The following is a 24,691-nucleotide window of genomic DNA, read 5'->3' as shown; positions in this document are numbered from 1 at the left end:
TGCTTTTTCTATGTCTAAAAATAAACGAAGTGACTAACATAATGAGGTGGGGCCATTGAATGTGAAGAAGTTAAATCCTAAACAGCAAGCGTTTGCTGATTATTACATTGAGTTAGGCAACGCTGAAGAAGCTGCATTGAAAGCTGGATATAGCAAAGCGTATGCTAGAGGAAAATCTTATGCGTTGTTGGCAAATGTCGGCATAAGTTCATATATAAAAAAGCGCATGGAAGAACTGAAGTCTGAACGCGTGGCTGATCAACAAGAGATTTTAGAATACCTGACATCTATCCTACGTGGAGAACAAACAGAAGAAACATTACGTGGCATTGGCGAAGGAGCCCAGACAATTGATGATATAGATGTTAGCGCAAAAGATAGAATCAAAGCAGCAGAAATGCTAGGTAAACGTTACGCCATGTGGACGGAGAAACAACAACTGGATGTCACGGGAGCTGTTACGTTCATTGATGATATAGGTGATAGCGATGGCGCGTAAGATTTCCGAACTCATTCCGACAGCTTTTCATCCGGTTTGGCGTGCGGCTATTGCAGAAGATATCCTCAACATTGTTTGCAAAGGTGGACGAGGTTCTGGTAAGTCTTCCGACATTGCGCAGATTATGGTCCAGTTGCTCATGCGCTACCCACTCAACGCGGTCGGCATCCGTAAAGTGGACAATACAATAGAGCTATCCATATTCGAACAAATCAAATGGGCGATAGCAGAGCAAGGCGTCGGTCATCTATTCAAGGTCAACAAATCGCCTATGCGGATCACGTACATGCCACGCGGCAATTACATGGTATTCCGTGGAGCGCAGGAGCCGGAACGAATCAAATCATTAAAAGCCGCTAACTTTCCGTTTGGCTTTGCATGGATAGAGGAATTGGCTGAATTTAAAACTGAAGATGAAGTAACGACCATTACCAACTCACTATTACGTGGGGAACTCGGTGATGGTCTTTTTTATAAGTTCTTTTATTCGTACAACCCACCGAAGAGGAAACAATCATGGGTGAATAAAAAGTATGAATCCTCTTTCCAACCAGATAACACGCTTGTTCACCATTCAACATATAAAGATAACCCGTTCATCTCAAAGCAATTCATTGAAGAGGCAGAAGCGGCAAAAGAACGTAGTTTGCAACGCTATGAATGGGAGTATGGGGGTAAAGCGGTCGGTTCCGGTGTTGTGCCGTTTGATAATCTAAAAGTCGAAGCGGGCGCTATCACTGATGAAATGGTGAAAACGTTTGATAACATTCGGCAGGGCATGGACTACGGTTATGGCCCAGACCCCTTCTCGTTCGTCCGTTGGCATTACGACAAGAAACGTAATGGTATCTATGCGATGGATGAAAAGTATGGGCAGAAGATTAGTAACCGTGAATCTGCTGCATGGATTAAATCAAAAGGTTATGACCGACACGATATCATAGCGGACAGCGCGGAGCCGAAGTCAATTGATGAAATGAAGTTTGAACACGGCATCCGTCGTATTACAGGAGCCAAGAAAGGCCCTGACTCGGTGGAGTATGGAGAGGTATGGCTGGATGATTTGGAGTTTATTATCATTGATCCCCTACGCACGCCAAACATTGCACGAGAGTTTGAAAACATCGACTATCAGACGGACAAGGATGGCAACCCGAAAGCAAGACTGGAAGACAAGGACAATCATACAATCGACGCAACACGCTATGCGTTTGAAAACGATATGAAACAACGAAAAGCAAGTATCAGCAGTGCATCCGCATGGTAAAGGAGGGGCAACATGCCGCTAGAATGGAAAAAGTTTGATGAAAAGACCGTGACGGAATTGCACGGCAATGTGTACTACTACCGTAAATTATACGAAGGCCGGCACTCGGAGATATTCGAGCGTGCAAAAGAACTGATAGAGAATGGCGAGATCGTCGACAACATCATTAATGGCGTACCCAAGACGGCAAACGTCAAGACACCGTATATTGTCGCGAATATCTGTAAGCTCATTCCCGAAGTTCCAGCCATGCTTGTGAGTCGTTCACTTGGCAGTATTCAAACGTCGTTCTCACCTGATGATTTTGCGAATGAAGAAGTCAATGCCGAAACGGACGACTTTATTGAAGGGCCTGGCGATGGTTCAGAGTCCAGTCGCATCATTCACGCTCAACAGGAAGTCATTCGACAGATCGAAAACAACTCGAAGCTTGCATTTGAACACTGGGGCAACATCGTACAGCAACAAGTCGATGGCGGTCTAGTGGGTGTGCCGTGGCTCGATGATGCAGGATTACGCATTGAGTTTAAAGCGCGTGACGTCTATTACCCTCACGAGGATGGCATGGGCGTGGACTTGGTGTATCGCATTGAAAAGGACGAGAAGGACTACTTGCAAGTGTACAGGGAACGTGTGGAGCGCAATGCAAGTGGCGATATGGATTTACGCACTAATCACATGCTGTTCGAATTAAACGCAAGTAATGAAACGAAACAACTGCCTGACGAAGAGACGAAAGCAATTCTCGGCATGAACGAATTGGAAAAGGTGTACAAAGGGCGTGGTCGTCCGTTTATCATCTACTGGCCGAATCAAAAGACGTTTATCAATCCGCTAGGTGCATCGTGCTTACGCAATCAAGAGGGCAAGCAGGATGAGGTTAACTGGACGTTGACGCGTAACTCTATTACATTTGAGCGTAATGGCAAGCCACGTATTGCGGTGACAGCTGAAATCATGCAGGCGTTACAGGATAAGGCTATGCAGCGATATGGCGATGACAGTCGTATTGACAGCCGTGATTTAGAAGTTACAACGATGGACGAGAAGGGCAACGCGCTCCAAGTCATCCAGATTGATGTAACCAAAATCGGAGACATTGGCTGGGTCAAGGACTTGGTCAAGCTCATGCTCATGGAAACGCAAACGTCTGAAAAGATGATTGATTTCTATTCGGATATTGCCGGATCACAAGGAGCTGCACAATCTGGCGTCGCAAAGTTTTACGACTTGTTCGTTTCATTGCTCAAAGCGGAGCAGATTCAACAAGAATATATCTACTTCTTGCAACAGCTATTCGAAGCGGCACTATGGATTCAGCATGAACAAGATCCAGCCATTCAGATCGAAGAACCAGAAGTCATGATCAAGTCGATGATTCCGATTAGTCGTAAGGAATTGGTGGATGAAAACAACAAGGCGTATACAGATGGTACGCAATCGCTTGAGACAACGATTCGTAGGAATAACCCGACGGCAAGCGATGACTGGGTTTTGGAGGAGCTTGCCAGAGTAGAGGCGGAGCATTCAACAGATGACAGCTTCTCTTTAGTGAGAGGACAACAGACGTTGAAGAACTTCTATGGGAATCGGGATGAGAATATGGAGCCGATTGATGAATAAGGAAAACAATCCTCTGATACTTTACAATTAAAGAAAATGCTACTTGGAGGGATTGCAATGCGTAAGTACGATAAGCGCGAAGTCAAAAAGTTTGAGCAAGTGCAGACAGGAGTTTATTGCGACCAGTGCGAAACAGATATTGAGCAGACGCCGCACGAACATTTCTACGAAGTCCAAACATCGCATAACTGCTGGGGGAACGACAGTATGGAAAGCATAAGGGAGCACGACTTGTGCAGTATGGTTTGCGTTACGAAGCACATGCATGATTATTATAACCAAGAAGATGTCCAGGAGTCTTTCAGGTATGAAATTGTGCGAGAAGACAAATCTGAAATTTGGAGGGATTGAAATGGACAACCAAACAGCGAGAAGCATTGACCGGTCGTTGAAGAGCATTGCGAGATCCTTGGAAAAGTTGGCGCGAGGTAATGAACCGAAGTCTGATGCAAGCGCCATAGCCAATAGCATTGCTGGCTCCATCAGGGACAGTATTAGTAATAGCGCGAGAAGGTGATAGCTCATGAACGAAGAACTCCTAAAAGTCATCCGACAGCTGAAAGACGAAATCCTGTTCATCCTCACGTCATACAACATGACAGACGAAACACACGCACAGGCGGCAATGGACAAGATCAACGCGTTATTTGACAAGCTCGGCATCGTCATTGAAGACGTCATTCCGCCCATCGTCATGCAATCGTATCTAGCAGGTACAGGTGGCGCGGTATTAGGTTCTAGTCTTTACGCGGTTACGGAGCTATCAGACAACATCATGCTTGATTTAAAGGCGGCTATTCGTACAGCGAAGTTGAATACAAATCAATCTATCATGACGGCATTGTCAGAGGTTCAGAGTGAACTTCAGGCAGGTGTAGCGAGTGCGTCCAAAAAGCGCAAGGTTACAGCGAAGGTAGTGGAGACATTTGATAAGTATGGCATGACGTCCTTTACGACTGTTGACGGGAAGAAATTGCCCTTGGATTTCTACAGCGAAGTCGTCACCAGAACCAACATGCAAAACGCGGAGAATCGTGGCAGGGTGGACTGGTTTGAAGATAACGGCAAGGATTTAGTCATTATCAATGGCGTCACGCCTACATGCAGACACTGCTACGCTCACAGGGGCGTGGTTTTTTCTATTTCTGGTAAGGATAAAAGATTCCAACCGTTAACCGAAGAACGCACTCCTCCTTATCATCCGAACTGCATGTGCTATGTGGAAGAGTACAAAGAGGATTCGCTGGATGACCGGTATGTTCAAGCGGATATCGAACGTGCTGAAGCGTTTAATCCTGATGTGGACAGACGACCTGACAATATCAAGAAAGCTTATGACAAGAAACAAGCAAGTAATCGTAAGAATAACTACGAAAAGAAAGCCTATGCTCGCATGGTGGCGAAGTTGGGTGATGATGCTCCTGCTACTTTAGGGGCTTTTAAACGTATGAAGCGATCGAAGTCTAAGCGGTATCAAGAATTACAGAAGATGATGCGAGTGAAGGAGGTTGAAAAATGAAGGAGACAGTCACCGTATCCAAGTGGTCGTATTACTTGTTAATCTTGACCTTGATTTTCAGCACCACGATTCACGCCGTCAATATTGTTCAAGCAAAACCAAAAGTGAATATATACATTCATGACAATAGAGGGGGAAGATGAATGAGTAAAGTGGAAGATATTTTTCAAGCCGTAGCTGATGAAATTGGCGTTAAACAAGAAGAATTGTCAGGTATAACGCAAGCATATTCCGGTGGAGATCACCCTTATTGCAAGGTGGAAACACGTAGTTATGGCGACTTCCTAATTGCGGGTGATCGCTATATCCGAATGATGGAAACTGCTCGAAAAAAGGAAGAAGGCAATCTCAAAGAACTTTTAGCAACTTTGCGATTTACGAGTGGTGCGATCACGGAAATTCGCGGTTCCGAAGCTAGCAGGGTAAGAGAGATTGTCGAAAAAGTTGGCGAACGCGGATGGAGAAAAGTCAGCGGTCGAAACATCAACTTTGCAAACGTAGAGTCAGCCGACTTCGAATATAAATAAATTTGTCTTTAGCCAATAGACGTTATAAACAGGGCTTTTTATTATGCATTAAATTCGCCCGCACAGCGTTACCGTGCAACCTTATCGAGTTCGTAAACTCGTAAAACAACGTAAAGGGAGATATGCAAAATGACAAGAGAAGAACTCAAGGCACTTGGACTTACTGATGAACAAATAGAAGCTGTAATGAAGTCACACGGAACGGTCGTCAACGCTACGAAGGATGAACTGGCAACTGCAGTGTCGGAACGCGATTCGTACAAGACGCAACTAACCGACCGTGATACACAGCTTGAGGATTTACGCGGCAAAGCAGAAGGTCATGCAGATTTGCAATCGACTATTGACGCTTTAAAACAAGCGAATGAGGATGCGAAAAACGCACATCATGCGGAGCTGTCGAATACCAAGCTGAACTACGAACTGGATCAAGCTTTGCTATTGAATAAGGCGCGCAATCTTCGTGCAGTACGTGCATTACTGGACAGTGAAGTCATTAAGTTGGGTGAAGAAGGAAAGGTTGTTGGTCTATCCGAACAATTGGAAGGACTCAAGGTGTCCGATCCGTATTTGTTTGCGGATGATACGCAACAGACCCCACCACCTGTTGGATATGTACCAGGGACGAATAGCAAACACAACACGCCACCGAATGTTGATCCGTATGAAGCGGGTCGATTGAAAGCATTAGAGCGACACAAAAAGGAGGAAACACAATGAATTTACAACCATATACACAGAAAGTTGTAGGACAAGCCGAATTCTTGCGGAATGCAGTCGGCACAGAATACAAGACAGGCGGAGCGACGCTAGATGCTTCTGCATTTACAGATGCACTCGAAGCGGGTTTCGTTAAAGCGGGTACAGCGGTATACCGTGACGGAGCTAGCGGGCTATATAAGCCATGGGGAGAACTAACAGAAGCGACAGAGCTGGGCGCTGGATTGACGTCACATGATGTCACAATCACTACTGGTCAAAACCCAATTGTCGGTGTACTTGCCGCAGGTCATCCGTTAGAAAATAAATGTACAGGAGTCACAGACGCGTTTAAAGAGGCTACTAAAGGCCGCATCGTCTTTGACATTTAAGAAAAGGGAGGAAGAAGAATATGCCATTACGTTTAGAAGAATTTCAGCAACCAGTGATTACGGGGTATGTGCAGAACGTACCACCAGCGCGTGACTATTTGCTTGCATCAGTTATGCCAAAAGAAAACAGCTTTGATATTAATTTTGCTTACAACGTCGTAAACGGACAATATGCAAAAGCGGCATCGATTACAGGATGGAATGCATCTGCTCCATTACGTGACGTGAAGGACTTTGAACGTGCGTTTGGTCAAGTTGCGAAGGTTCAACATGGATTCCGTTTGGATGAAACCCAACTGATCCAATACAATCGTCCACGCGTGCCCGCTGAAGCTGATGCCGTCGTGAATACCGTGTATGTTTCAACTGACGAACTATCCCAAGGGGTAGACGATATCGAAGAGTACATGCGCGCGCAGGCTATTTATACAGGTCAACTGAAGTATGACGATGAAGAGAACGACATTCATATCAACGTAGACTTTGGTATCCCTGTTGAAAACAAGTTAGATGCTACGACCGCTTGGTCGGGACCAGATGCAAAGCCTTTGACGGACTTGCAAGCGGCTGTAAAGCAATATCAAAAGAAAAATCAACGACGCAAGCCTATTATGATGCATATGACATCTGCTACTGAAGCCAATCTATTAAACAGTGAACAGATCCGCACTCAGGTTTACGGCACTGGCAACGGACAACGTCTCATGACAACGGCGGATATTCAAAATGCATTCAGCGCGCTTGGTTTACCGCCTTATCAAATCAATGACGATGTGATTGTTATTGGTGACGAAGAAGTGCAATTGCTTGCAGATAACAAAGTGGTATTGATTGGCGCGGATCTTGGAAAAACTATCATCGGGCCAACAGTTGAGAACAACTACGCTCCTGGTAAGTTTGCAATCCCTACTGTGAAAACAAACCCACCAGAGCAATCTGTATACGTTGGTGAAGCGGTATTCCCGGCATTGCAACGTCCACAATCCATTGTGATCGTAAGCGTCTAATATAGGCGCTTTTTACATTAATAGGAGGGATAGGAAATGGCTAAATATACATCATCCAGTTATCTGCTACACGGCGGAGAAGTGGTGCTTCCAGGTACAGAAGTAGAACTGACAGATGAACAAGCCAAGCGACTGGGGTCGAAGTTGACTGCAGTACAGGAAGTGAAAGCAAAAGCTGAAGAAAAACCTAAAGAAGAAAAACCCAAGAATAAGAAAGGGTGATCTACATGGTCACTGATCTAACTGTAAAGCTGTACATGATGAAGCTGTCCAACACGGACGGCTTTTTTGCATTGGATTCATTGGAGCAAGACAAGGTGATTTTCAGCGCGTTTGAATTGCTCAAAGACAACTTTCCTGTCGAGAAGCTGACAGACCGCGTTGTAGCCTTGCAAGTCCTGTACATGCTCGAGGGCGAAGGTGAAGAATTCGCCATGCTCAAACGTCAAGGCGTCAAGTCCTACTCGGTGAAAGGTATTTCTGTCACGTTTGACGGTTCCGGTATTTCACCAGATGTCATCGGGATCCTTGTCGGTACACCACGTGCGGCGATCGGGAGGCTGATCTAATGTTTCCTACACCGCATACGGTGACCGTCTATAAACCAGGCGAAGAGGATTTCTGGGGCAATGCAGGAGATGAAGTCATTGTGGTTATCAAGTGCCGTGTCGACGAAAAGACGCAAGTGGTCAAGAACCGCATGGGTGATGAGGTGGCAGTGGGTGCGGAAATCATGTTTCGCGGACTGCCTAACATCGACTATGACGACAAGATTGAGTTTATCAACGAACGCGGTAGTAGCCTAAAACGCGAACCCGAGTTGATAGCGCCCGCTCGAAAACTGAACGGCAAAGCACTATACACATCGGTGTACTTGTGAGGTGGTCAAATGGCGAAAGAGTTTGAACTGGATATATCCGCGTTTGAAACAGCATTGAAGCAACTATCTAAACAGATGGGCGAAGGTGCGCAAAACGGCTTGAGTCGTATCAAAGATGACTGGGTCGAAGAAGCGCAACGCGTCGCTCCTAAAGATACAGGTAACCTACAGGATCTAATCACGGGCGAAGTGCGAGGGCAAGGCGCAAATGGTTTTATCGAGATTGCGGGTAACGCTCACGCATCCAAGGGTGGAGATAGCTTTAACTATGCGTATTACATCCACGAAGAAAACGCGGGCGGTAAATCGCTGAATCTTGATAAGAACCCGAACGCTATCAAGAAGTTCCTGGACAAGCCCGCTGAAGACAATATGGATAAATGGCAAGGCATCATGGAAGACGAATTGAAGAAGGCGCTGGGAGAGTGGACGGAATGACAAAACTACCGAACATTACAGCGAGTATCCCGCTTGAAGTGCAGACGATTGCGGAGTATGTGAGTCCTTTTTTCGAAGAAGTGAAAGGTCAAAGCTTGCCGAAAGTATATAAGCCTGGTCTGTGCGTGGTGCAATGGGAAGGTAATGACAATGTAGAGAGCGAGACAGGTGCAGTGGATCGGTATGACCGAGTATTCAACATCCTGTTATTTGCGAAAAACGAGTTTGAATCACTGCAACAAATCGATACATTACAAAAGCATTTTACAAACATACATTCATTGCAAATCAAAGGGTCCAGTCGCTATATGCGAATCGGGTCCTTTTTGTCGTCCCGTCCTTTTTTAACTGAGGACAAGACGGTCTATGCGTCCATCGGTAAGTTGCATGCACAAGTGCGGCAGATGGCGGTACAGGAAGTACACTCACCGATTGGTGGCGTAATTATACGTCCAGGAGGACCCGGGCTTGGGCCGGACGGCGGCATTATCATTAATCCGGGTTTTGGAGACGATATCGTTATCGGAAAAGATTGCAGAAAAGGAGAGATGTAAACATGGCAAATGGAGGTCAATGGGATCCAATTTCCCTACCAAAACGACCAGGCTTGTATATCAACTTTGTTGAACGTGCACTGGCCCAAATCGTGGGAGGTCCGCGTGGAGTTGTGGGTATGCCGATTTTCGAGTATACAGGCGGAGAAATCGAGTCGGGCGAGTTTATGACAGTCGAAGGAGAAAAGGCTGCTATCCTTGCAGTAGTCAAAGAAAATGCGAGTCCTGCAATTCGGGCATTGGCTCGAGGAGCGGCGGAGGTATTGCTGTACGCAGTACCCGCTCCACAAATACCAGAGAGTGATTACGACTACGCAGGTATTCGTGAAGCGTTTGAAGCACGACCGTTTAACGTATTCGTGTATCCGGGTGCGGTAACGTCCACGGAACAAGAATCGACAAGGGATTGGACCGCTAGAAATCGCAAGGACGGAAAACACTTTACTTATGTTACAGGCGGTAGCGCTGAGGATGACCAAGATCCTGACATCGGAAACGCTCGGTCCATCCTGTTAGCTGACGAGTATGTCATCAATCTGATTAATGGAGCGATTGACAGCTCGGGCAACGAATTGCCGTCTGAAGAGTATGCGGTGGACATCGCAGGACTAATTGCGGGAACGCCAATTAACCAGTCGATCACGTACCAAAACATGCCAATCGCGGACACGAATAAGCGCCTGACAAATGCACAGACGATTGAAGCGCTCAACTCAGGTTCTTTGGTACTCACAAATGACGGACGCAACGTCAAAATTGAGCAAGGTATCACCACGAAGTCAACAGCATCGCAAGCCGGCAAGATTCGCGCCATGCGTGCACGCCAAGCGATTGCGACAGACATTCCGGCAGTGGCAAAAGACCACTATATCGGGAAGGTCAACAACAACAGAACGGGTCAGCAACTGCTTATCGCGGCAATCATGCAGTATCTCGAAACATTGGTGCTAAACAATGTATTGCATGAAGGTGTGTACGCGGGGATGGATCCAGAACGCGAATCTAAAGGCGATTGTGTTTTCTTGGTTATTGACGGCAAAGAGGTCGATAGCATGGAGCGCATCTTCTTAACATTCGGAGTATAAGGGAGGGAATTAAATGAATCCATTAGCAGACGGCACGAAGATTCTAAATGGAACGTACGGTAAAGCGTACTTTGACGGGGAATGGCTGTTTAACGTAACTTCGCTTGAAATCAACGAGGAGACCGAATACGAAGAGGTCCCTCTGCCTGGTAGATTGACACCTGGGCAGAAACGGAACAAAGTCACGCGAAACGGTACGCTTACGCAATACCGCGTTTCTCGCAAACTAGAAAGGTTGATCCGTAATTCAATGAATGATGACAGCCCGTCGTTGGTTGTCGAAATCCAAACGGAAATTACCGATCCGGATAATCCTGAAATGTCAGAAATGACACGCATCATCGGCGTGCAATTTCAACGTGCGCCAGGACTCGGTTACAGCGTAGGAGAAAACGTCACAGACGAAATCCCATTTGTATTCACAGATAGCAAACCTATGTAACCAAGCGCCCTTCACGGGGCGTTTTTAATTTCACTTAAAAAGGAGAATGACCATGACAGAAAACGTCGCTAAATTTGAAGAATATAAAGAAGTAGAAGTACAAGAAGAGCCAAAGAAGAAGAAATCCGCTCTTGAGGCATTGCTCGGGACGACTACTGATATCCAGAAGACGATTTCATTGGAACGATTTAAAGATGTGGACTTTGTTATCAAAGCGATAACGGCTGAAGAAATACAGGAAATTCGAGAAGAGTGTACGCATTCGCGACCGGGCAAGGGCGGCAAAATGGAAGATCACGTAAACGACCAAGAAGTCGGTGAACTTGTAGTCGCGAAAGCGTGTATCGAACCAGACTTTTCGAACCCTGAATTGATGGCGCATTACGGAGCAGAATCGCCGGGAGATTGTACACAAAAAGCGTTACTCGCAGGCGAAGTCATGAAGTTGACAATAGAAATCTTTGACTTATCCGGCTTTGAAGACGAACCAACCGAAGAAATAAAAAACGGATAAGGGAGGGCGGCGAACTGACGATGCTGCATCGCATATGGCAACGTCATAGCATCCCTCCTCACGAAATACATGCAATGTCACGCGATGACAAGATGCTGATCTACGCGTCTGAAGAGCTTGCATTCGAAGAGGAGCAAGCGGAAGAAAAACGTCGCAAAGAGAAAGGGGGGTAACCAATGGCGTTTGATTTAGTCGCTAGGTTGAAACTCCAAGATGATTTTTCTGACAAGATTAAGAGAATCGGCAAGAATTTGGGCAAGGTGAAGGAACAGACGAACAAAGCGGCTAAAGCTTCTGGCGATATGGGGAGAAAGTTTTCGACGGCAAGCACAGTCGCGGTAACCGGCGTGAATAAGGTCAGTAGTAGCGCTGATAAAATGTCTGGAAGGATGCAAAGTGCAGGGAATAAAGCTAAAAGTAGCTTAGGTAACATAAGTAGTTCGGCAAACAACGCGAAAAACGCAATCGTGGGAATCGGTTCAGCAGTAGGAGCGATAGCGCTTGTCAATAAGGGTTTTAATATGCTTAAATCATCCATTGATGGAGCGGTAGCGCGTTACGATACACTCAACGCATTTCCGAAAGTCATGGAGAAGATCGGATTCAGCACAGAGAAGTCTTCAAAGTCTATTAAAAGACTAGTAGAAGGAATAGACGGTTTGCCTACTACATTAGGGGAGGTAGCCGATACAACGCAACGAATTGCGGTTATGACAAAAGATTTAGACGGAGCGACGGAGACTACACTCGCTTTAAATAATGCGTTTCTTGCGTCAGGAGCCGATGCTGAAAAAGCAAGCCGTGGTACTGAGCAATATATAAAGATGATCGCCACAGGAAAGGTTGGCATGGATTCTTGGACAAGTTTGCAAGAAACTATGGGGCTTGCATTAAATGATTTAGCTGAAGCGTTTGGTTACGCAGGAAAGTCCGCACAAAACGACTTATACAAAGCGTTAAAAGATGGTGATATAACCTTCGATCAGTTCAATAAAAAGTTAGTGGAACTTAGTAAAAAAACTGGTGGATTCGCTGAAATGGCTTTAGATGGTTCGGGTGGTATTGCTACCGCTTGGAAAAATATTAAAACAGCAGTCACTAATGGCGTTGCAGGTTCTATTACAGCGATAGACAAGGCGCTGGGTGGTACAGGTGAGATTGAAGATTTAATCAAACAAATAAAACCCGTAATTGGCGAAACGTTTAAGAGCGCTAATAAGTATCTGGGTTCATTTGCTAAAAGTATGAAAAAAGCTTACAACGCAACCAAGCCTATACAACCATTACTCAAAAATATCGAAAAAGCAGTGTTGATATTCGGAGGTGTTCTAAGTGGGTTAGCTGTGGGCGCTGGTGTATTGATAAGTTTATCTGCTTTATTCACACTGTTAGCTACTCCAATGAGTTTGATTATAGTGGGCATCGGTGCGTTAGCGACTGGTTTTATTATAGCTTACAAAAAGATAGAACCTTTTAGAAAAGCCGTAAACAAAATAAAGGATGGAATCGAAGGTTTTTACTCTTTAGTGCAAGGCAACGAAGGCAAAGGTGCTTCCTTGTTGATGTCTATGGGGATCAGCAAAGAAGTGTATTTCGAAATAAAAAAATTCGCTGATGTCATACGTGAAGCGGGAGAAAAACTAAAAGACGCACAAGGGTTAATATCTGGATTTTTCGACACATTTCAAAATGGCGATACGGCAGAAGGCTTCAAGAAGATGCTTGAGTCAGGTTTGGATTTAAAGCAAATCAAAAAGGTTTATGAGTTTGCGAATGAAGCGCGGACTGCCTTCGGCAATCTGAAAGGAATATATGATGTAGCGGTCGAGAACCTTGAAATGATGGGCGGCAAAATAGCGAATGCCATGACACTAGTTCAATCGGTTTTCAAAATGTCTATGGGTGATGATCAAGGTGGTATCGATCTAGCTAAGAAAATGGGCATGTCGGATGAACAGATCGCTAAGATCACGACGTTCGCCGAGAATGTCAAAGGTGTATTTTCAAACATAAAAGATACCTTTAACCAGTTGAAAGACAAGTTCTTCGAAGTTGTTGAACAGATATCTCCTAAGTTTGGAACACTAACCAAAACCTTTAGTCTCGTCAAAGATACCTTAATTGCAGTATTTGATTCGTTGTGGTCGTTTTTAAGCCCAATATTCACAGCTCTAGGTATTGCAATAGGAGTGATTGGTGATATCGCGATAGTGGCGTTTAACAACGTTATAATCCCGGCAGTCAAATGGTTAGGTATAGCATTCAGTGTGATGTGGAAACTTGTAGGCCCTATTCTTAAACTACTTGCTGAACTCATCAAAGTAGCGTTTACGATGATAAAGGTTATGTGGGATAACATACTCAAGCCTTTCGTTGAATACATGTCGAAACACTTTGCCAGTATGCTTGAAGAATCTGGCAAGTGGTTGAAAAAGCTCGGTGACGGATTCGACGGAGTGGGCGTTTGGATTTCCAAAGCTACTGACTTGGCTAAAGATTTCGCAAACATATTAAGCAATATCAAGATTCCAGACTGGGTTAAGAACATTGGCGGAAAATTAAAAAGTGCAGCAAATTGGGCGGGTAATATTGCGTTTGGCAGTGGTCCTGGCGTACAAGATCCAGGAGAAGGGCGTTATAACGGCATCAAGTATGTTCCGAGAGACGGCTACCAAATCCGAGCACACCGCGGCGAACGAGTGCTTACGGCAAAGGAAAACAAAGCGTACAACAAAGGCGGCGGGAATGGTCGTTCCTTCGTGATCAACATGAACGGTACAGTCATTCGCGAAGAAGCAGACGTGGATCGACTAGCCGAGAAGATGGTCCGTAAGTTTATTGCGGCAGGAGAGGGGGGCGCATAATGGCCATACCGGAATATTGGTTAAGCTACAACAACGGAGCGGAGAAACTACGCTTCCCAGTGCCCCCTCCTGTTGTCAATGTATCTTCGCCATTTGGTAATACGGATATCGACATTGTGAACGGCAAGGAATTTACTATCATTGGAGACAGAGGACTAAAGGAGTTTTCCTTTCAGTCCTTTATGCCGCGTCATTATAACTCCACCTATTGCGATTATGTCAAAATACCGGACCCATATGTATTTATCCATTGGATCGAGCGCTGGCGTAACAGTAAGCGTCCCCTACGTTTTATCGTGACGGGTACGAATATCAATCATGCGGTCACGGTCCGTGATTTCAATTACGACTTGGAAAAAGCGGGTGAACCAGGTGACATTTATTTCAGTATCGTGCTAAAAGAGTATGAATTTCTCACACTCAGTAAAAAAGTAGATGTGAAAAAACCTAGTAAACCAACGAAACCGACGAATAGACCACCAGTAGTTAACAAAGGCAATACAGCAAAACCGAGCGGTACGTACATTGTTAAATCGGGAGATAGTCTTACTAAAATCGCGTTTAATGTTTATAAGGATGCGAGCCGTTGGAAAGACATACACAATGCCAATAAAAAGGTGATTGGTAATAATCCTGACAACATTAAGACAGGCATGAAGTTGGTGTTGCCGAAATGAAATTAGCTTATGATTCGAATCGGCCCGACCTCCAAGTAATGTACTTTAACAAAGGCATCTTGCACCGAATGACCGAAGTCGTTGAATCTGTATCTACCAAGGGAGATGTAGCGCAAGCGGCTAGAGAGTGTTCCATCAACTTCGCGAATACAACAAAAGGCATTCAGCGTATTTTTGACATCGTCAATGGTCAAGAAGTTCGTATCATGTCCGGAGAAATGGAAGTGTTTCGCGGCACAGTGCGGAGTTTCGAGCGCCATTCTGACGGTCGAGACAGCTTGATTGCAAAAGACGGCAATGAGTACCTAGTCAAAAATACGGTCAACGTCAAGTTTATTGAAAAGACCGCAACACAGATCATCAAAATGCTTTGCGGTAATTACGGTATTGCGGTTGGCAAACTAGCAGACACCAAGCATAAGATTCCTCGTTATATCATGCGAGGTAAAACAATCTATGATGTGTTTATAACAGCACTGACCATGACGCAGAAGGTCACTGGCAAGCGCTACATGCTTCATAACGTGAAAGGTAAGCTAACACTTGATTTAGTTCAACCGGCACAGGAGTGGCTACGCTACGAACAAGGAAAGAACCTGATTTCTGCATCTTATTCGGAATCCATCGAAGATACCAGAACGCAAATACTGCACACGGGCGGTGATGAGAAATCATCGTACAAAGTCGTGGTCAAAAAGAATACCGACAAATACGGCATCATGCAGCACGTTGAGCATAATTCCGACGCTAACCAATCGGCATTGCCAGGTCTTGCGAACGCATTGCTTGCAGAGCTATCTAAACCGCAAACAGAAATGAATATCAAGGTGCTTGGTATCCGTAATATGGTGGCTGGCATGGCGGTGGTGGTACAAGACAACTTGACGGGTATTCGTGGCACGTACTTCGTGTTAGCTGACAGCCATGAATACAGTGCAGGTGGCGTCCATGTGATGGATCTAACGCTATCCAAGACGCTTGATTTACCTGTACTGGAGTACGAGCCACCGGATGAATCGGGTGACGATCCGGATAGTGGTAAGTCCGCAGAGTATGATTTTTCGTATTCTACTGGTTGGGTAGCGACAGCGTATGATCCGATGTTGGGTGGTATTAATACGAGCGGTGATCCGCGTACAACCGCAACAAGCACACGATGGGCATACAACCGCACGATTGCCGTTGATCCGAAGGTTATCCCGTATGGGAGTGTAGTTGCTATTAAAGTACCGTCCATGCCGAAATACAACGGCATGTATCTTGCGGAGGATACAGGTGGCGCAATTAAAGGCAAGCGGATTGATATCTTGATACAAGGTAAATCGGCAACTGCTGCATTTGGCCGTCGTGACGTAGAAGTCGCCATTCTTGAAAAAGGGAAAGGTGCTCCTGACGCACGAGCAAAAGCCAAGACGTGGGATTCTATCAAGAAAAAATGGAATACGAAGAAAGAACAAAAAGGTGTCGACAAGGCGGCGAAAGGCAAAGCGGCGGAAATCCTTAAAACCGCGCACTCCTACAAAGGTAAATTGCGTTATGTGTTCAACAACAAAAACTTGGCGAACGGCACGGCGGACTGTTCCGGATTTATTAGCTATGTATTTGGTAAACACGGTATTAAAATGCCGCATGGAACGTCTGCGCAAGTCAGACTTGGAAAGTCGGTCAATAAAACAGAAGCAAAGCCAGGCGACTTGGTATTCTTCCAGAACACCTATCGTAAAGGTGTGTCACACGTCGGGGTCATCACGCGAAAAGGCTATTGCATTAGCATGCACAACAGTGGCTGTACAGAGCACACGTACACCACAGGTTATTGGGGAAAACACTACATGTCGATAAGGAGGGTGCTGTGATGCAAACGGATAAACGCATAAAACACGAAGGTGATCCGTACTCCAAGTGGGTACAGGCAACTCGGGGTTTTGGGCGCAACGAATCGTCTACTATGGAGTTTGGAACGATCATTAGCGCACCTCCCGACATTGAGTTGCATATTGATCATGATGAAAATACCTATGACAAGAATGATATTTATGTTTTGGAGCGCCTAACTGCTCATAAACGCAAGGCGGATATCACAGGGCTAGTCGTTAACTCTCCAATGACCGCAAACGGAATGGGACCGCACACACACCAATTGACGAGTATTAGCTTGACGGATGCGGAAATATCCTATTCGGATGAACTCAAAGAAGGTGATCGTGTCATTGTGGAATGCGACAATGAACGCGCGAAATTTACCATACTGGACAGAGTGGTGAGTTATAAATGAGCTTACTACCCAACAACGAATCCGAGCTATTAGACGATTATCTTGAAAGGGTGTCCGGCGACAATGCGGAACAACCTTCAAAAACGTATAAAATCGATTTTGAAACCGGTCGGATCCGAGGCTTTATTGATGAAATGGAAGCAGTAAAGCAATTTATCCGAAAAGCCATCATCACGGAGCGTAGTAAGTGGCGCATCTATACAGATGATTACGGCTGTGAACTCCCCAGTCTGCTCGGGCAAGATGTGACAGAAGGATTTATGCATTCAGAGATACCACGGATGGTCCGTGAAGCAATCGAATATGACGACCGAATCACATCGGTCAATAACGTAACAGCGCGCCGTGATGGTGACGCTGTTTTTATTTACGCTGATGTTGCGACGATTTACGGCAATGTCACGCAAGAGGTGGTGATCTGATGTACACGGATAGAGACAAAGACCAGATACTGTCCGACATGTTGGAAGTGTCTCGAGACGATGTGGACAAGCGGGAAGGCGCGATAGTTTTCGATTTGTTGGCTGTTCCCGCGGAAGAATTCGAGCTACTGCAACACGTCCTAAAAGCGGTGTCGGAAAACGGCTTTATTGATACCGCCCAGATGGAATACGTTGACTTGCGAGCAATGGAGTACGGTGAATATCGCAAACCTGCTGAACAAGCTAAAGGTTGGTTACTCATCGCAGATAAAGCAGGGCGTGAAATCAATATTGACACCGTTGTGATGACCGAACATGACGGTGAGCCAATTGCCTTGCAAATTGTCGAGTATAACGTGGTGCCTGAAAGCGGCGAAGTCACTGTACAAGCAGTAGCGGTTGAACCAGGTGGCAATGGCAACATCCCCGCTTACAGCGATATGACATGCGTTGACTTGCCAGAGGCCATCATCACCAATCCAATTGAGTTTTTGGGTGGTGTAGATCGCGAATCCGATGAAGAACTGAAATCGAGAGTGTTGCTCAAAGTCCGCAAACCTATCACATCGGGCAACATCTACCATTACGAGTTATGGGCACGGCAAATAGCTGGCATCAGTCAAGCGCGCGTCACGCCGTTATGGGATGGACCTGGCACAGTCAAGGTTACGGTCATCAACTCAGAAGGTCGAGCGCCTACAGAAGAGCAAGTTTTGGCGGTGGCGGAGCATATCAAAAAGGAAAAACCTATCGGAGCGGATGTGACGGTTGTCGCTATTAAAGAAGTACCAATCAACGTATATGTCGAGTTGGAATTAGCTGAAGGACTGATACCTGGCGATGTGAAGGAAGAAGTTAAACAAAATATTGTGGAGTATTTGGCTGAAGTGCACACGGAAATCCGTCATTCGCAAATCGCCAGAGCTGTTTTACGAACTGAAGGCGTAAAAGATTATAGAAGTATTTTAATTGGTACAGAAGCAGAATTGAGTAATTACAATATCACCATATCAGCGGATGATGTGGCGGTCGTGGGCGAGGTGTCGCTGACATGATTACAGCAAAAGAGAGTGATATCGAGCGCCGCAAACAAGAAATGCTCGACAGTCTCCCGCCGTATTATCAGGAGTCGCCAGAAGCTAATGCGATCATTCGAGGTAATGCCTCGGAAATCGAACGCAAGCGGTCGGAAGCGCAGGACTTGCTTGATCAGATGTTTGTTTCGACTGCTACTTGGGGGTTGGATTACTGGGATCGGGTGTTTGATCTGCCGCCTGCTCCACGTATGTCGACGAGAAAACGCAGAGAACGAATCATTGCGAAGTTGCGAGGGGCAGCACCGGCAACAATTAAATACTTAACGAATCTAGTGAATTCATTTGTGCAGAATGGTGATGCTCATATCGAAGAACGAGCAAGAGACTACGCGTTTGATGCTGTTATTCCAATTGACGGCATGAACGAAATTGACACAAGCGATATTTATGCTGCAATCGAGGAAGTGAAGCCGGCGCATTTGGTATTTGGTGTTATTGGCACGATTAGAAATACCATCACAGTGACAGGTCATGCTTATGATTTCCCTGTTGTTTATCCAATATGCAATACATTCCACACGGCTGATATACCAGGTATCTTAGCAGACGTCGCCACAAGCGTTCGCGCACAATCATACGCATTCGACGCCAACTATCCAATTTGCGGAACATTCGTGACATCTTCTGTCATCTCGCAAAACGAGCACATCAACGTCATATTGGCAGCAGAATACCGAACAAATGACATCCTATATAAACGAGCAGGCACTATTTACGCGGGGGAAGGTGAGATTTAATGGCAGATAAACAAGTGATAAAGCCGGTTGTCATCGACTGGATTAGTGCGTTACTTGAAGACAAGGCGCACAGAAGTAAAGTCAAACTTAATGGGCAATATGTCAACTACGAGATATACAAAAAAGAACGAGATGATAATACATTGCGCATCTATGTCTATCTCGAAACTGAAGAAGGATATGTGGAAGAAGCGCAACTGTTAACGTCTTCAGGTGAAGTATGGGCGGTCAAACCGTTTTCAATCGAGAAGAAAGATGATGGTCTGATCATCGCGTTTGAATTCGATATCCAAGTACGAGAGCGAGGTGCTTCTGATGCCTTATAAACCGACCGAATGGGTTAACACGTTAAAAGATGCGGAAGGCAATGTCATTCAGCGTGGTACGCCGTACACTGCAGAGAACATGAATAAGATCGAGAATCAATTGGTTGCGCTGGACGATTTACCAGCAACAGTCGCTACTCACGGCGAGCATTTAACTGCGCAAGCGGAAAGCATCCAACAGGTCGGAGAGCGAGTAGAAGCAATAGAAACAAGCAAAACCCAACCAAACGGCATTGCAACGCTTAATGCAGAGGGGATTATCCCTTCTTCGCAGTTGCCGTCCAATCTAAAAGAGATCCGCCTTGTCAACAAGATGGAGGAGCGCGATGCCTTAGAAACATTTGAGGGCTTACGCGTCATGGTGATGCTCGGAGAGAGTTGGAAAGAATACGTGTGGAACGGCGCGGAGTACATCAAGACTGCGGACTCTGAAAATCTAAATATCGTCCTGTCGTGGGGCAATATTACGGAAAAGCCGACGACCTATACACCATCGGCTCATGCTCACACCGAATCCGACATTACAGACTTGGACAAATATACACAAGAGGAAGTCAATGCCAAGTTGCGTCTGAAAAGCGACGCAGATCACAAGCATACGGAGTCTGATATCACCGATTTAGACAAGTATAGCACTGCGGAAATAGATACTATGATGCGAAGTAAAGCGCCTGCTAATCATACGCACAGTGAATTTTCTGATATCACTAATCAAGAGAGGCGTCTTGCCGAGTTGGAAAACTCAAGCAGTCAACTGCATACACACGAAAATAAAGACGCACTGGATAAACTGACGTACTCGGGTTCCAAGCCAGGTATTGATTTAGTTAAGATTGAAGAGCAGGAAAATCACACACACGACTACGAAGACTTGACAAACAGACCGACAATTCCATCTAAGACAAGCCAGTTGTCAAATGACAGCGAATATGTAAAGTCTAACGCTGGAAGGATTCATGTCTCCTACTCTGACAGTGATATTCCACCTTTGCAACCAAATGATATAGTTCTGAAGGTGATTTAATGCTAGAAGATATTGAGGTATGGGATGGATTACGGTATCGGAAAGTCATCGGTAAGGTGATGACACCCAACGGCTTAAAAGATTTTTACAGACCCATCAACTTTACAGATAATATGGCAACGCAATACGGCATGTCTATGCTGTCTAGTACCGGGATAATAAAAGACGGAAAGTTGACGTTCGACACGTTGATTCGGTTTGATATTTCATAATTTAAGGAGTGAGAGCATGGCATATGTACCAACAAAGTGGCGCGACCATATCGTCGATCCTACGCAATCCGAAAAGGACAAAGACGGCAACATCATCATAGACGAATACACAGGCAAGCCGAAACCAAAAGTAATCCAAGAAGGCACGCGGTTTGCGGCGCAACGTATGAATAATATTGAGGATGGAATTCTTGGAGCGCACAACGGCATTGACCGTTCGAAATCAGAGATCGACCGCTTGAAAATCGAGATTGAAATGCTTGGCAGAGTTAAGGATAACAACGGAACATTCTTCGACCCGTTGGACGGAGAGTCGGCGAAAGCACTAACGAGATTGACTGAATCAGCAATAGTTCAGCTTGCTTTAAGCGCAGGAGAAACAACTATTAAGCTCGATAAAGTACCGTTCAATGTTGGAGAAGTCCTGACGATTTTTGATGATGAAAAGCAAGAAGATGTGATTGTGGCGAGCATTTCAGAAACTGGCATTACAGTTGCCACTTTAGTCAATCTGTATAAAAAAGGCGCAGGAGTTGCACGGAGTAATTCTATTTTAAGCAACACAAAACTGTCTGCTGGTAACTGGGGCAGTTATTCAATTAATGTAGCGGAGGTGGTTTGATGGCGGCGGAAAATTTGATAGCAGGAACGATGGAACGAGGTTTTTTTGGCGTAGTCGATGGAAATGACTTTTTTACTTCTTCACAAATATCAGGTGCTGTTGGTGTAACGGCTGGCGCGGTTAACTACCCTAATCCTAAATGGCTAAAATTCGCATTGAACGGCAAGATTATTTATAAATCTATGTTGCCTGTTAGGACTGGATTGAGTTGGGATTATTTAGTTGGCAAAAAATGCGTATATGGAAATCTTGGTGATGCAACAGCAATTAAGGATGGAATAGAATATAAAGTTCGTCTTATGAAAGGCTCAACAGCTAACCCATCGCCAAGTGTTGGTGATAGGGGAACAATAGGTTCGGAATGGAATAAACTAATGCTCCCTATCCACGAAAGAGCATTAGATGGCAGTTGGAAATATCCTCAATATGTGGATAGTTCATTACCTGTTTGGAGACATACTCTTGGAACAGGAAAACAGGGTATGTTTTCTGATAAAGATTTACAGACTATATACACAGCGGGTAACGGAAGTCGGCAAATTTGTCAGGAAACGGTAGACCCCCATCCCGCTTATAGGGTTTCCCGTGGATACGAAGGTGTTGAATATGCAGGATTTGAAGGATCTAACGCTAACAATGCGCCTATGGGATGGTATCCGGTCTTGGAGGTCGCAAACGAAGATCCAACGTTAACACTTTTGACAACCGAAAACCGCACTCTCTACGAAAACGACACCTACGCTGTCAGCGGTTCCGCAACAGACACCGATTCCGGTAATGTCGTCATGATTAAGTATCGCATTAATGGTGGCACTACACGTACAATCTCTACGCAAATTTCAACAGGTGCGGCGGTTCCGTTTAATCGGGTTCTTATCTTTAAAGGTGGTATGCTCTACGATGGCGCAACGGCGGTCACGGGCAATCTCGCGGAAGGTACGCAGCACGTATTATCCGTATGGGTAGAGGACGATCAGGGCGGTAAATCAGCGGAGCAAACGCGCACATTCTACGTTGTGCCAAACCGTCCACCCAAATTAACCGTTGACCCAATCACGCCAAAAACAGACATGATTGATTCAGATTCGTTCGAAATCAAGGGTACAGTCAACAATCCAGATGCAAACGGTGTAAAAGTCCATTATAAAATCGGTAATAGTGCGTTTAACGAAGTGTACATTTCCGGCGGAGCGGGCGGAGAATACTCATTCCGTGTTAACCTGTCACAATTGATAATCGGTGCAAACTCGTTAACAGTTCGGGCGACCGATCACTTTGGCGCGGTTGACACTAAAACTATCACGATTACCAAGACGGGCAATGTAATCCCTCTTAAAACAGCAGTCACGCGGTATAAGCTGACACCCCCGAATGGTACATCTAAAGGCGTACTCTTGTGGATTGAACGTGAAACAGGCGACTTGGTAGTGGATGCTGAAATCAGTATGACAGCAGCGGGCGAGCCTGAAAACTTCCAATCGATGACTAAATCGGCAACGGCATTTGTATCGGATGGCATAGAAGAAGACGAATTCACTTTTGACGTTCCAGAAGACAAATCGAATATTATTCTCAAAATCACACAGACACGCACAAGCACAGCGAGCGAGAAAGGTATTACGCTTATAACGGGGGTGTTTGCATGACAATAGCATTACAGCGCAGAGTACGGAGAGCTGATGGTACGTTCGGTGACTATGAAAAAGTATTCAAAGGCATGACGCCAGAAGAAAAAGTAAAGGCGCTAGAGGACATGAACAAAGCCCTCATGCTAACAGTCACAGATATGTACGAGGGAAACATGGACCTACAAGAGATGAATAGAAACGTCATGTTGGTCATTACAGATCTATATGAAAAGGTTTACTCGGAAGAAGGTGTTACTGAATGAATCCGATCATCCCAATCTACGCAGAACTCGTTAAGAGTGGAGATAAGACAATTAAACAAGTGCCTGCACATCTTCGCAAGGACGTACAGACTTATCTGAAAAACGCTGGTGAGGCTAATGCGTAAGCTCATTCAAGCGTTTTTATTATGGCTACTTTTAGTAGTGTCGAAGGGTGGTGACAATATGCCAATCGCAGTGATTTATGTAGCTCTTATCATGAGTGGAGATAAGACGTATGTTCAGGTTCCAAAGCATGTACAGCCGGAAGTTAAGCGTCAGTTGGAGCTTCTTGGGTATGGAGAACTGGCTGAGTAAAGAGGAATTCATTCCCCTTTTGTCGAAGTATAGGCGAAAGGGGGAGATGTTATGAGTAATGCATATTTAAGAATAGAGCGTAACCTGAAAATTATTAGAACGAAAAGTGATGAATTGAAAAACTGGGAAAAGGGAATGGATCCGAACGAAGTTTATCGGATTACAATGGAATTGATTGGATGGATTACGAATAGTAACGATTGGTTCTATAGAAATTACAATAAATACAATCGCATTCGTAACAAAGATAAAAAATCGAGAGAACTGATTGCTGGTATACGTCAAGCGTATAATTCGTTTAAACATAACATGGATATTTTAAGTGTCGAAGATAGAAATTATATCAATTTCCTGCAATTAGAAGATGCCAACTTTGTTATTGAACAAATCACCTGGATTTCTTACGATAAAATAAAACATCACAAAGATCGGAAAAGATTAGCTGAGGCTTATGCAAAGTACTTACAGGGGAAACCGGTTATCCAAATAACTGATGAAGCAATGCACTTTCTTGAAAAATGTTTAAGTCAAATGAAAAGTGAGGAGTCTTCATAAAAAAATCTAATCTATTCACATTCGGAACATAATGCGTAATAAAAAAAGCTCTATTTAAGAGCCTCTTTTTTACCAAATAAACTGTTATCTTTTTAAAACAGATTTTAAATATGCTTCTGGGTTAGATAGCTTCGCATAAATGTAATCAAGCGGCTCTGCGGTTTCGATATGACCTTTTAGGTCTTGCTCAATGATACTGCATAAGATTCCCGCAACTCTGCATAAGCC

At 45.0% G+C, this 24,691-nt stretch carries 36 protein-coding genes; all 36 read left to right on the top strand.

The window, feature by feature from the left end; translation table 11 throughout:
* The first annotated feature begins 61 nt into the window (after positions 1–61).
* The 36 genes from CSV75_RS04495 (at position 62) to CSV75_RS04340 (ending at position 24,463) form a co-directional block, all read left to right on the top strand.
* The gene (locus tag CSV75_RS04495) at positions 62–499 is read left to right on the top strand and encodes a terminase small subunit (RefSeq protein WP_099675335.1); all 438 of its coding nucleotides are present in this window, start codon (positions 62–64) and stop codon (positions 497–499) included.
* Positions 489–1,766 carry a PBSX family phage terminase large subunit gene (locus CSV75_RS04490; RefSeq protein ID WP_099674914.1) on the top strand — a complete coding sequence of 426 codons (1,278 nt, stop codon included), beginning with the start codon at positions 489–491 and terminating at the stop codon, positions 1,764–1,766. Before CSV75_RS04495 ends, CSV75_RS04490 begins: the two co-directional genes overlap by 11 nt.
* 12 nt (positions 1,767–1,778) lie before the next feature.
* A complete protein-coding gene (locus CSV75_RS04485) occupies positions 1,779–3,389 on the top strand; it encodes a hypothetical protein (protein ID WP_099674913.1) in 1,611 nt (536 codons plus the stop codon).
* A gap of 57 nt (positions 3,390–3,446) precedes the next feature.
* Positions 3,447–3,740 carry a hypothetical protein gene (locus CSV75_RS04480; RefSeq protein ID WP_099674912.1) on the top strand — a complete coding sequence of 98 codons (294 nt, stop codon included), beginning with the start codon at positions 3,447–3,449 and terminating at the stop codon, positions 3,738–3,740.
* Between the two features lies 1 nt (position 3,741).
* A complete protein-coding gene (locus tag CSV75_RS16235; RefSeq protein ID WP_158231593.1) occupies positions 3,742–3,906 on the top strand; it encodes a hypothetical protein in 165 nt (54 codons plus the stop codon).
* 6 nt (positions 3,907–3,912) lie between these two features.
* On the top strand, positions 3,913–4,908 hold the full coding sequence (locus CSV75_RS04475) for a phage minor capsid protein (RefSeq protein ID WP_099674911.1): 996 nt from the start codon (positions 3,913–3,915) through the stop codon (positions 4,906–4,908).
* Positions 4,905–5,051 carry a hypothetical protein gene (locus tag CSV75_RS16230; RefSeq protein ID WP_158231592.1) on the top strand — a complete coding sequence of 49 codons (147 nt, stop codon included), beginning with the start codon at positions 4,905–4,907 and terminating at the stop codon, positions 5,049–5,051. The genes CSV75_RS04475 and CSV75_RS16230 overlap by 4 nt, the downstream gene beginning before the upstream one ends.
* Complete coding sequence (locus CSV75_RS04470) at positions 5,052–5,435, top strand: hypothetical protein (protein ID WP_099674910.1); 384 nt, start codon at positions 5,052–5,054, stop codon at positions 5,433–5,435. It begins immediately after the preceding gene.
* A 129-nt stretch (positions 5,436–5,564) separates the two neighbouring features.
* A complete protein-coding gene (locus CSV75_RS04465) occupies positions 5,565–6,155 on the top strand; it encodes a phage scaffolding protein (protein ID WP_099674909.1) in 591 nt (196 codons plus the stop codon).
* The gene (locus CSV75_RS04460) at positions 6,152–6,526 is read left to right on the top strand and encodes a hypothetical protein (protein WP_099674908.1); all 375 of its coding nucleotides are present in this window, start codon (positions 6,152–6,154) and stop codon (positions 6,524–6,526) included. Before CSV75_RS04465 ends, CSV75_RS04460 begins: the two co-directional genes overlap by 4 nt.
* 20 nt (positions 6,527–6,546) lie before the next feature.
* The gene (locus CSV75_RS04455; RefSeq protein WP_099674907.1) at positions 6,547–7,533 is read left to right on the top strand and encodes a major capsid protein; all 987 of its coding nucleotides are present in this window, start codon (positions 6,547–6,549) and stop codon (positions 7,531–7,533) included.
* Positions 7,534–7,569: 36 nt separating this feature from the next.
* The gene (locus tag CSV75_RS04450; RefSeq protein ID WP_099674906.1) at positions 7,570–7,755 is read left to right on the top strand and encodes a hypothetical protein; all 186 of its coding nucleotides are present in this window, start codon (positions 7,570–7,572) and stop codon (positions 7,753–7,755) included.
* A gap of 5 nt (positions 7,756–7,760) precedes the next feature.
* Positions 7,761–8,102 (top strand): hypothetical protein, encoded by a 342-nt coding sequence (locus CSV75_RS04445; RefSeq protein WP_099674905.1) that lies wholly within the window; start codon positions 7,761–7,763, stop codon positions 8,100–8,102.
* Positions 8,102–8,413 (top strand): hypothetical protein, encoded by a 312-nt coding sequence (locus tag CSV75_RS04440; RefSeq protein ID WP_099674904.1) that lies wholly within the window; start codon positions 8,102–8,104, stop codon positions 8,411–8,413. The genes CSV75_RS04445 and CSV75_RS04440 overlap by 1 nt, the downstream gene beginning before the upstream one ends.
* Before the next feature lie 9 nt (positions 8,414–8,422).
* Entirely contained in the window at positions 8,423–8,851 is a 429-nt protein-coding gene (locus tag CSV75_RS04435) for an HK97 gp10 family phage protein (RefSeq protein WP_099674903.1), read from the top strand.
* Complete coding sequence (locus CSV75_RS04430) at positions 8,848–9,405, top strand: hypothetical protein (RefSeq protein ID WP_099674902.1); 558 nt, start codon at positions 8,848–8,850, stop codon at positions 9,403–9,405. Before CSV75_RS04435 ends, CSV75_RS04430 begins: the two co-directional genes overlap by 4 nt.
* A gap of 2 nt (positions 9,406–9,407) precedes the next feature.
* Positions 9,408–10,490 carry a phage tail sheath subtilisin-like domain-containing protein gene (locus tag CSV75_RS04425; RefSeq protein WP_099674901.1) on the top strand — a complete coding sequence of 361 codons (1,083 nt, stop codon included), beginning with the start codon at positions 9,408–9,410 and terminating at the stop codon, positions 10,488–10,490.
* A gap of 13 nt (positions 10,491–10,503) precedes the next feature.
* Complete coding sequence (locus CSV75_RS04420) at positions 10,504–10,932, top strand: phage tail tube protein (protein WP_099674900.1); 429 nt, start codon at positions 10,504–10,506, stop codon at positions 10,930–10,932.
* 52 nt (positions 10,933–10,984) lie between these two features.
* The gene (locus tag CSV75_RS04415; protein WP_158231591.1) at positions 10,985–11,446 is read left to right on the top strand and encodes a phage tail assembly chaperone; all 462 of its coding nucleotides are present in this window, start codon (positions 10,985–10,987) and stop codon (positions 11,444–11,446) included.
* A 20-nt stretch (positions 11,447–11,466) separates the two neighbouring features.
* Positions 11,467–11,619 carry a hypothetical protein gene (locus CSV75_RS16225; protein WP_158231590.1) on the top strand — a complete coding sequence of 51 codons (153 nt, stop codon included), beginning with the start codon at positions 11,467–11,469 and terminating at the stop codon, positions 11,617–11,619.
* Positions 11,620–11,622: 3 nt separating this feature from the next.
* Positions 11,623–14,310 carry a tape measure protein gene (locus CSV75_RS04410; protein WP_099674898.1) on the top strand — a complete coding sequence of 896 codons (2,688 nt, stop codon included), beginning with the start codon at positions 11,623–11,625 and terminating at the stop codon, positions 14,308–14,310.
* A complete protein-coding gene (locus CSV75_RS04405; protein ID WP_099674897.1) occupies positions 14,310–14,987 on the top strand; it encodes a LysM peptidoglycan-binding domain-containing protein in 678 nt (225 codons plus the stop codon). The genes CSV75_RS04410 and CSV75_RS04405 overlap by 1 nt, the downstream gene beginning before the upstream one ends.
* A complete protein-coding gene (locus CSV75_RS16710; RefSeq protein ID WP_099674896.1) occupies positions 14,984–16,843 on the top strand; it encodes an XkdQ/YqbQ family protein in 1,860 nt (619 codons plus the stop codon). The genes CSV75_RS04405 and CSV75_RS16710 overlap by 4 nt, the downstream gene beginning before the upstream one ends.
* Positions 16,843–17,262, top strand: a complete 420-nt coding sequence (locus tag CSV75_RS04395) for a DUF2577 family protein (protein WP_099674895.1) — start codon at positions 16,843–16,845, stop codon at positions 17,260–17,262. Before CSV75_RS16710 ends, CSV75_RS04395 begins: the two co-directional genes overlap by 1 nt.
* Positions 17,259–17,684, top strand: coding sequence for a DUF2634 domain-containing protein (locus CSV75_RS04390; protein ID WP_099674894.1), 426 nt, complete (start codon positions 17,259–17,261; stop codon positions 17,682–17,684). The genes CSV75_RS04395 and CSV75_RS04390 overlap by 4 nt, the downstream gene beginning before the upstream one ends.
* Complete coding sequence (locus tag CSV75_RS04385) at positions 17,684–18,739, top strand: baseplate J/gp47 family protein (protein ID WP_099674893.1); 1,056 nt, start codon at positions 17,684–17,686, stop codon at positions 18,737–18,739. Before CSV75_RS04390 ends, CSV75_RS04385 begins: the two co-directional genes overlap by 1 nt.
* Positions 18,736–19,518: a putative phage tail protein gene (locus CSV75_RS04380; RefSeq protein ID WP_099674892.1), complete on the top strand. Its 783-nt coding sequence runs from the start codon at positions 18,736–18,738 to the stop codon at positions 19,516–19,518. Before CSV75_RS04385 ends, CSV75_RS04380 begins: the two co-directional genes overlap by 4 nt.
* A complete protein-coding gene (locus tag CSV75_RS04375) occupies positions 19,518–19,844 on the top strand; it encodes a hypothetical protein (RefSeq protein WP_099674891.1) in 327 nt (108 codons plus the stop codon). The genes CSV75_RS04380 and CSV75_RS04375 overlap by 1 nt, the downstream gene beginning before the upstream one ends.
* On the top strand, positions 19,834–20,868 hold the full coding sequence (locus tag CSV75_RS04370; protein WP_099674890.1) for a phage tail fiber repeat family protein: 1,035 nt from the start codon (positions 19,834–19,836) through the stop codon (positions 20,866–20,868). Before CSV75_RS04375 ends, CSV75_RS04370 begins: the two co-directional genes overlap by 11 nt.
* Positions 20,868–21,080, top strand: a complete 213-nt coding sequence (locus CSV75_RS04365; RefSeq protein WP_099674889.1) for a hypothetical protein — start codon at positions 20,868–20,870, stop codon at positions 21,078–21,080. The genes CSV75_RS04370 and CSV75_RS04365 overlap by 1 nt, the downstream gene beginning before the upstream one ends.
* A 16-nt stretch (positions 21,081–21,096) precedes the next feature.
* Positions 21,097–21,702, top strand: coding sequence for a hypothetical protein (locus tag CSV75_RS04360; protein WP_099674888.1), 606 nt, complete (start codon positions 21,097–21,099; stop codon positions 21,700–21,702).
* A complete protein-coding gene (locus CSV75_RS04355; protein WP_099674887.1) occupies positions 21,702–23,348 on the top strand; it encodes a hypothetical protein in 1,647 nt (548 codons plus the stop codon). The genes CSV75_RS04360 and CSV75_RS04355 overlap by 1 nt, the downstream gene beginning before the upstream one ends.
* Entirely contained in the window at positions 23,345–23,593 is a 249-nt protein-coding gene (locus CSV75_RS04350) for a hypothetical protein (protein ID WP_099674886.1), read from the top strand. Before CSV75_RS04355 ends, CSV75_RS04350 begins: the two co-directional genes overlap by 4 nt.
* The gene (locus CSV75_RS16410) at positions 23,590–23,718 is read left to right on the top strand and encodes a CD1375 family protein (RefSeq protein WP_199171296.1); all 129 of its coding nucleotides are present in this window, start codon (positions 23,590–23,592) and stop codon (positions 23,716–23,718) included. The genes CSV75_RS04350 and CSV75_RS16410 overlap by 4 nt, the downstream gene beginning before the upstream one ends.
* Positions 23,711–23,908 (top strand): hypothetical protein, encoded by a 198-nt coding sequence (locus CSV75_RS04345; RefSeq protein ID WP_099674885.1) that lies wholly within the window; start codon positions 23,711–23,713, stop codon positions 23,906–23,908. The genes CSV75_RS16410 and CSV75_RS04345 overlap by 8 nt, the downstream gene beginning before the upstream one ends.
* 51 nt (positions 23,909–23,959) lie before the next feature.
* The gene (locus CSV75_RS04340) at positions 23,960–24,463 is read left to right on the top strand and encodes a hypothetical protein (RefSeq protein ID WP_099674884.1); all 504 of its coding nucleotides are present in this window, start codon (positions 23,960–23,962) and stop codon (positions 24,461–24,463) included.
* Positions 24,464–24,691: the final 228 nt, after the last annotated feature.

The sequence above is a fragment of the Sporosarcina sp. P18a genome (genome assembly GCF_002743135.1).
Classification (GTDB): domain Bacteria; phylum Bacillota; class Bacilli; order Bacillales_A; family Planococcaceae; genus Sporosarcina.
The sequence above is the reverse complement of the archived record's forward strand: the minus strand, read 5'-3'. Positions and strand labels throughout refer to the sequence as shown.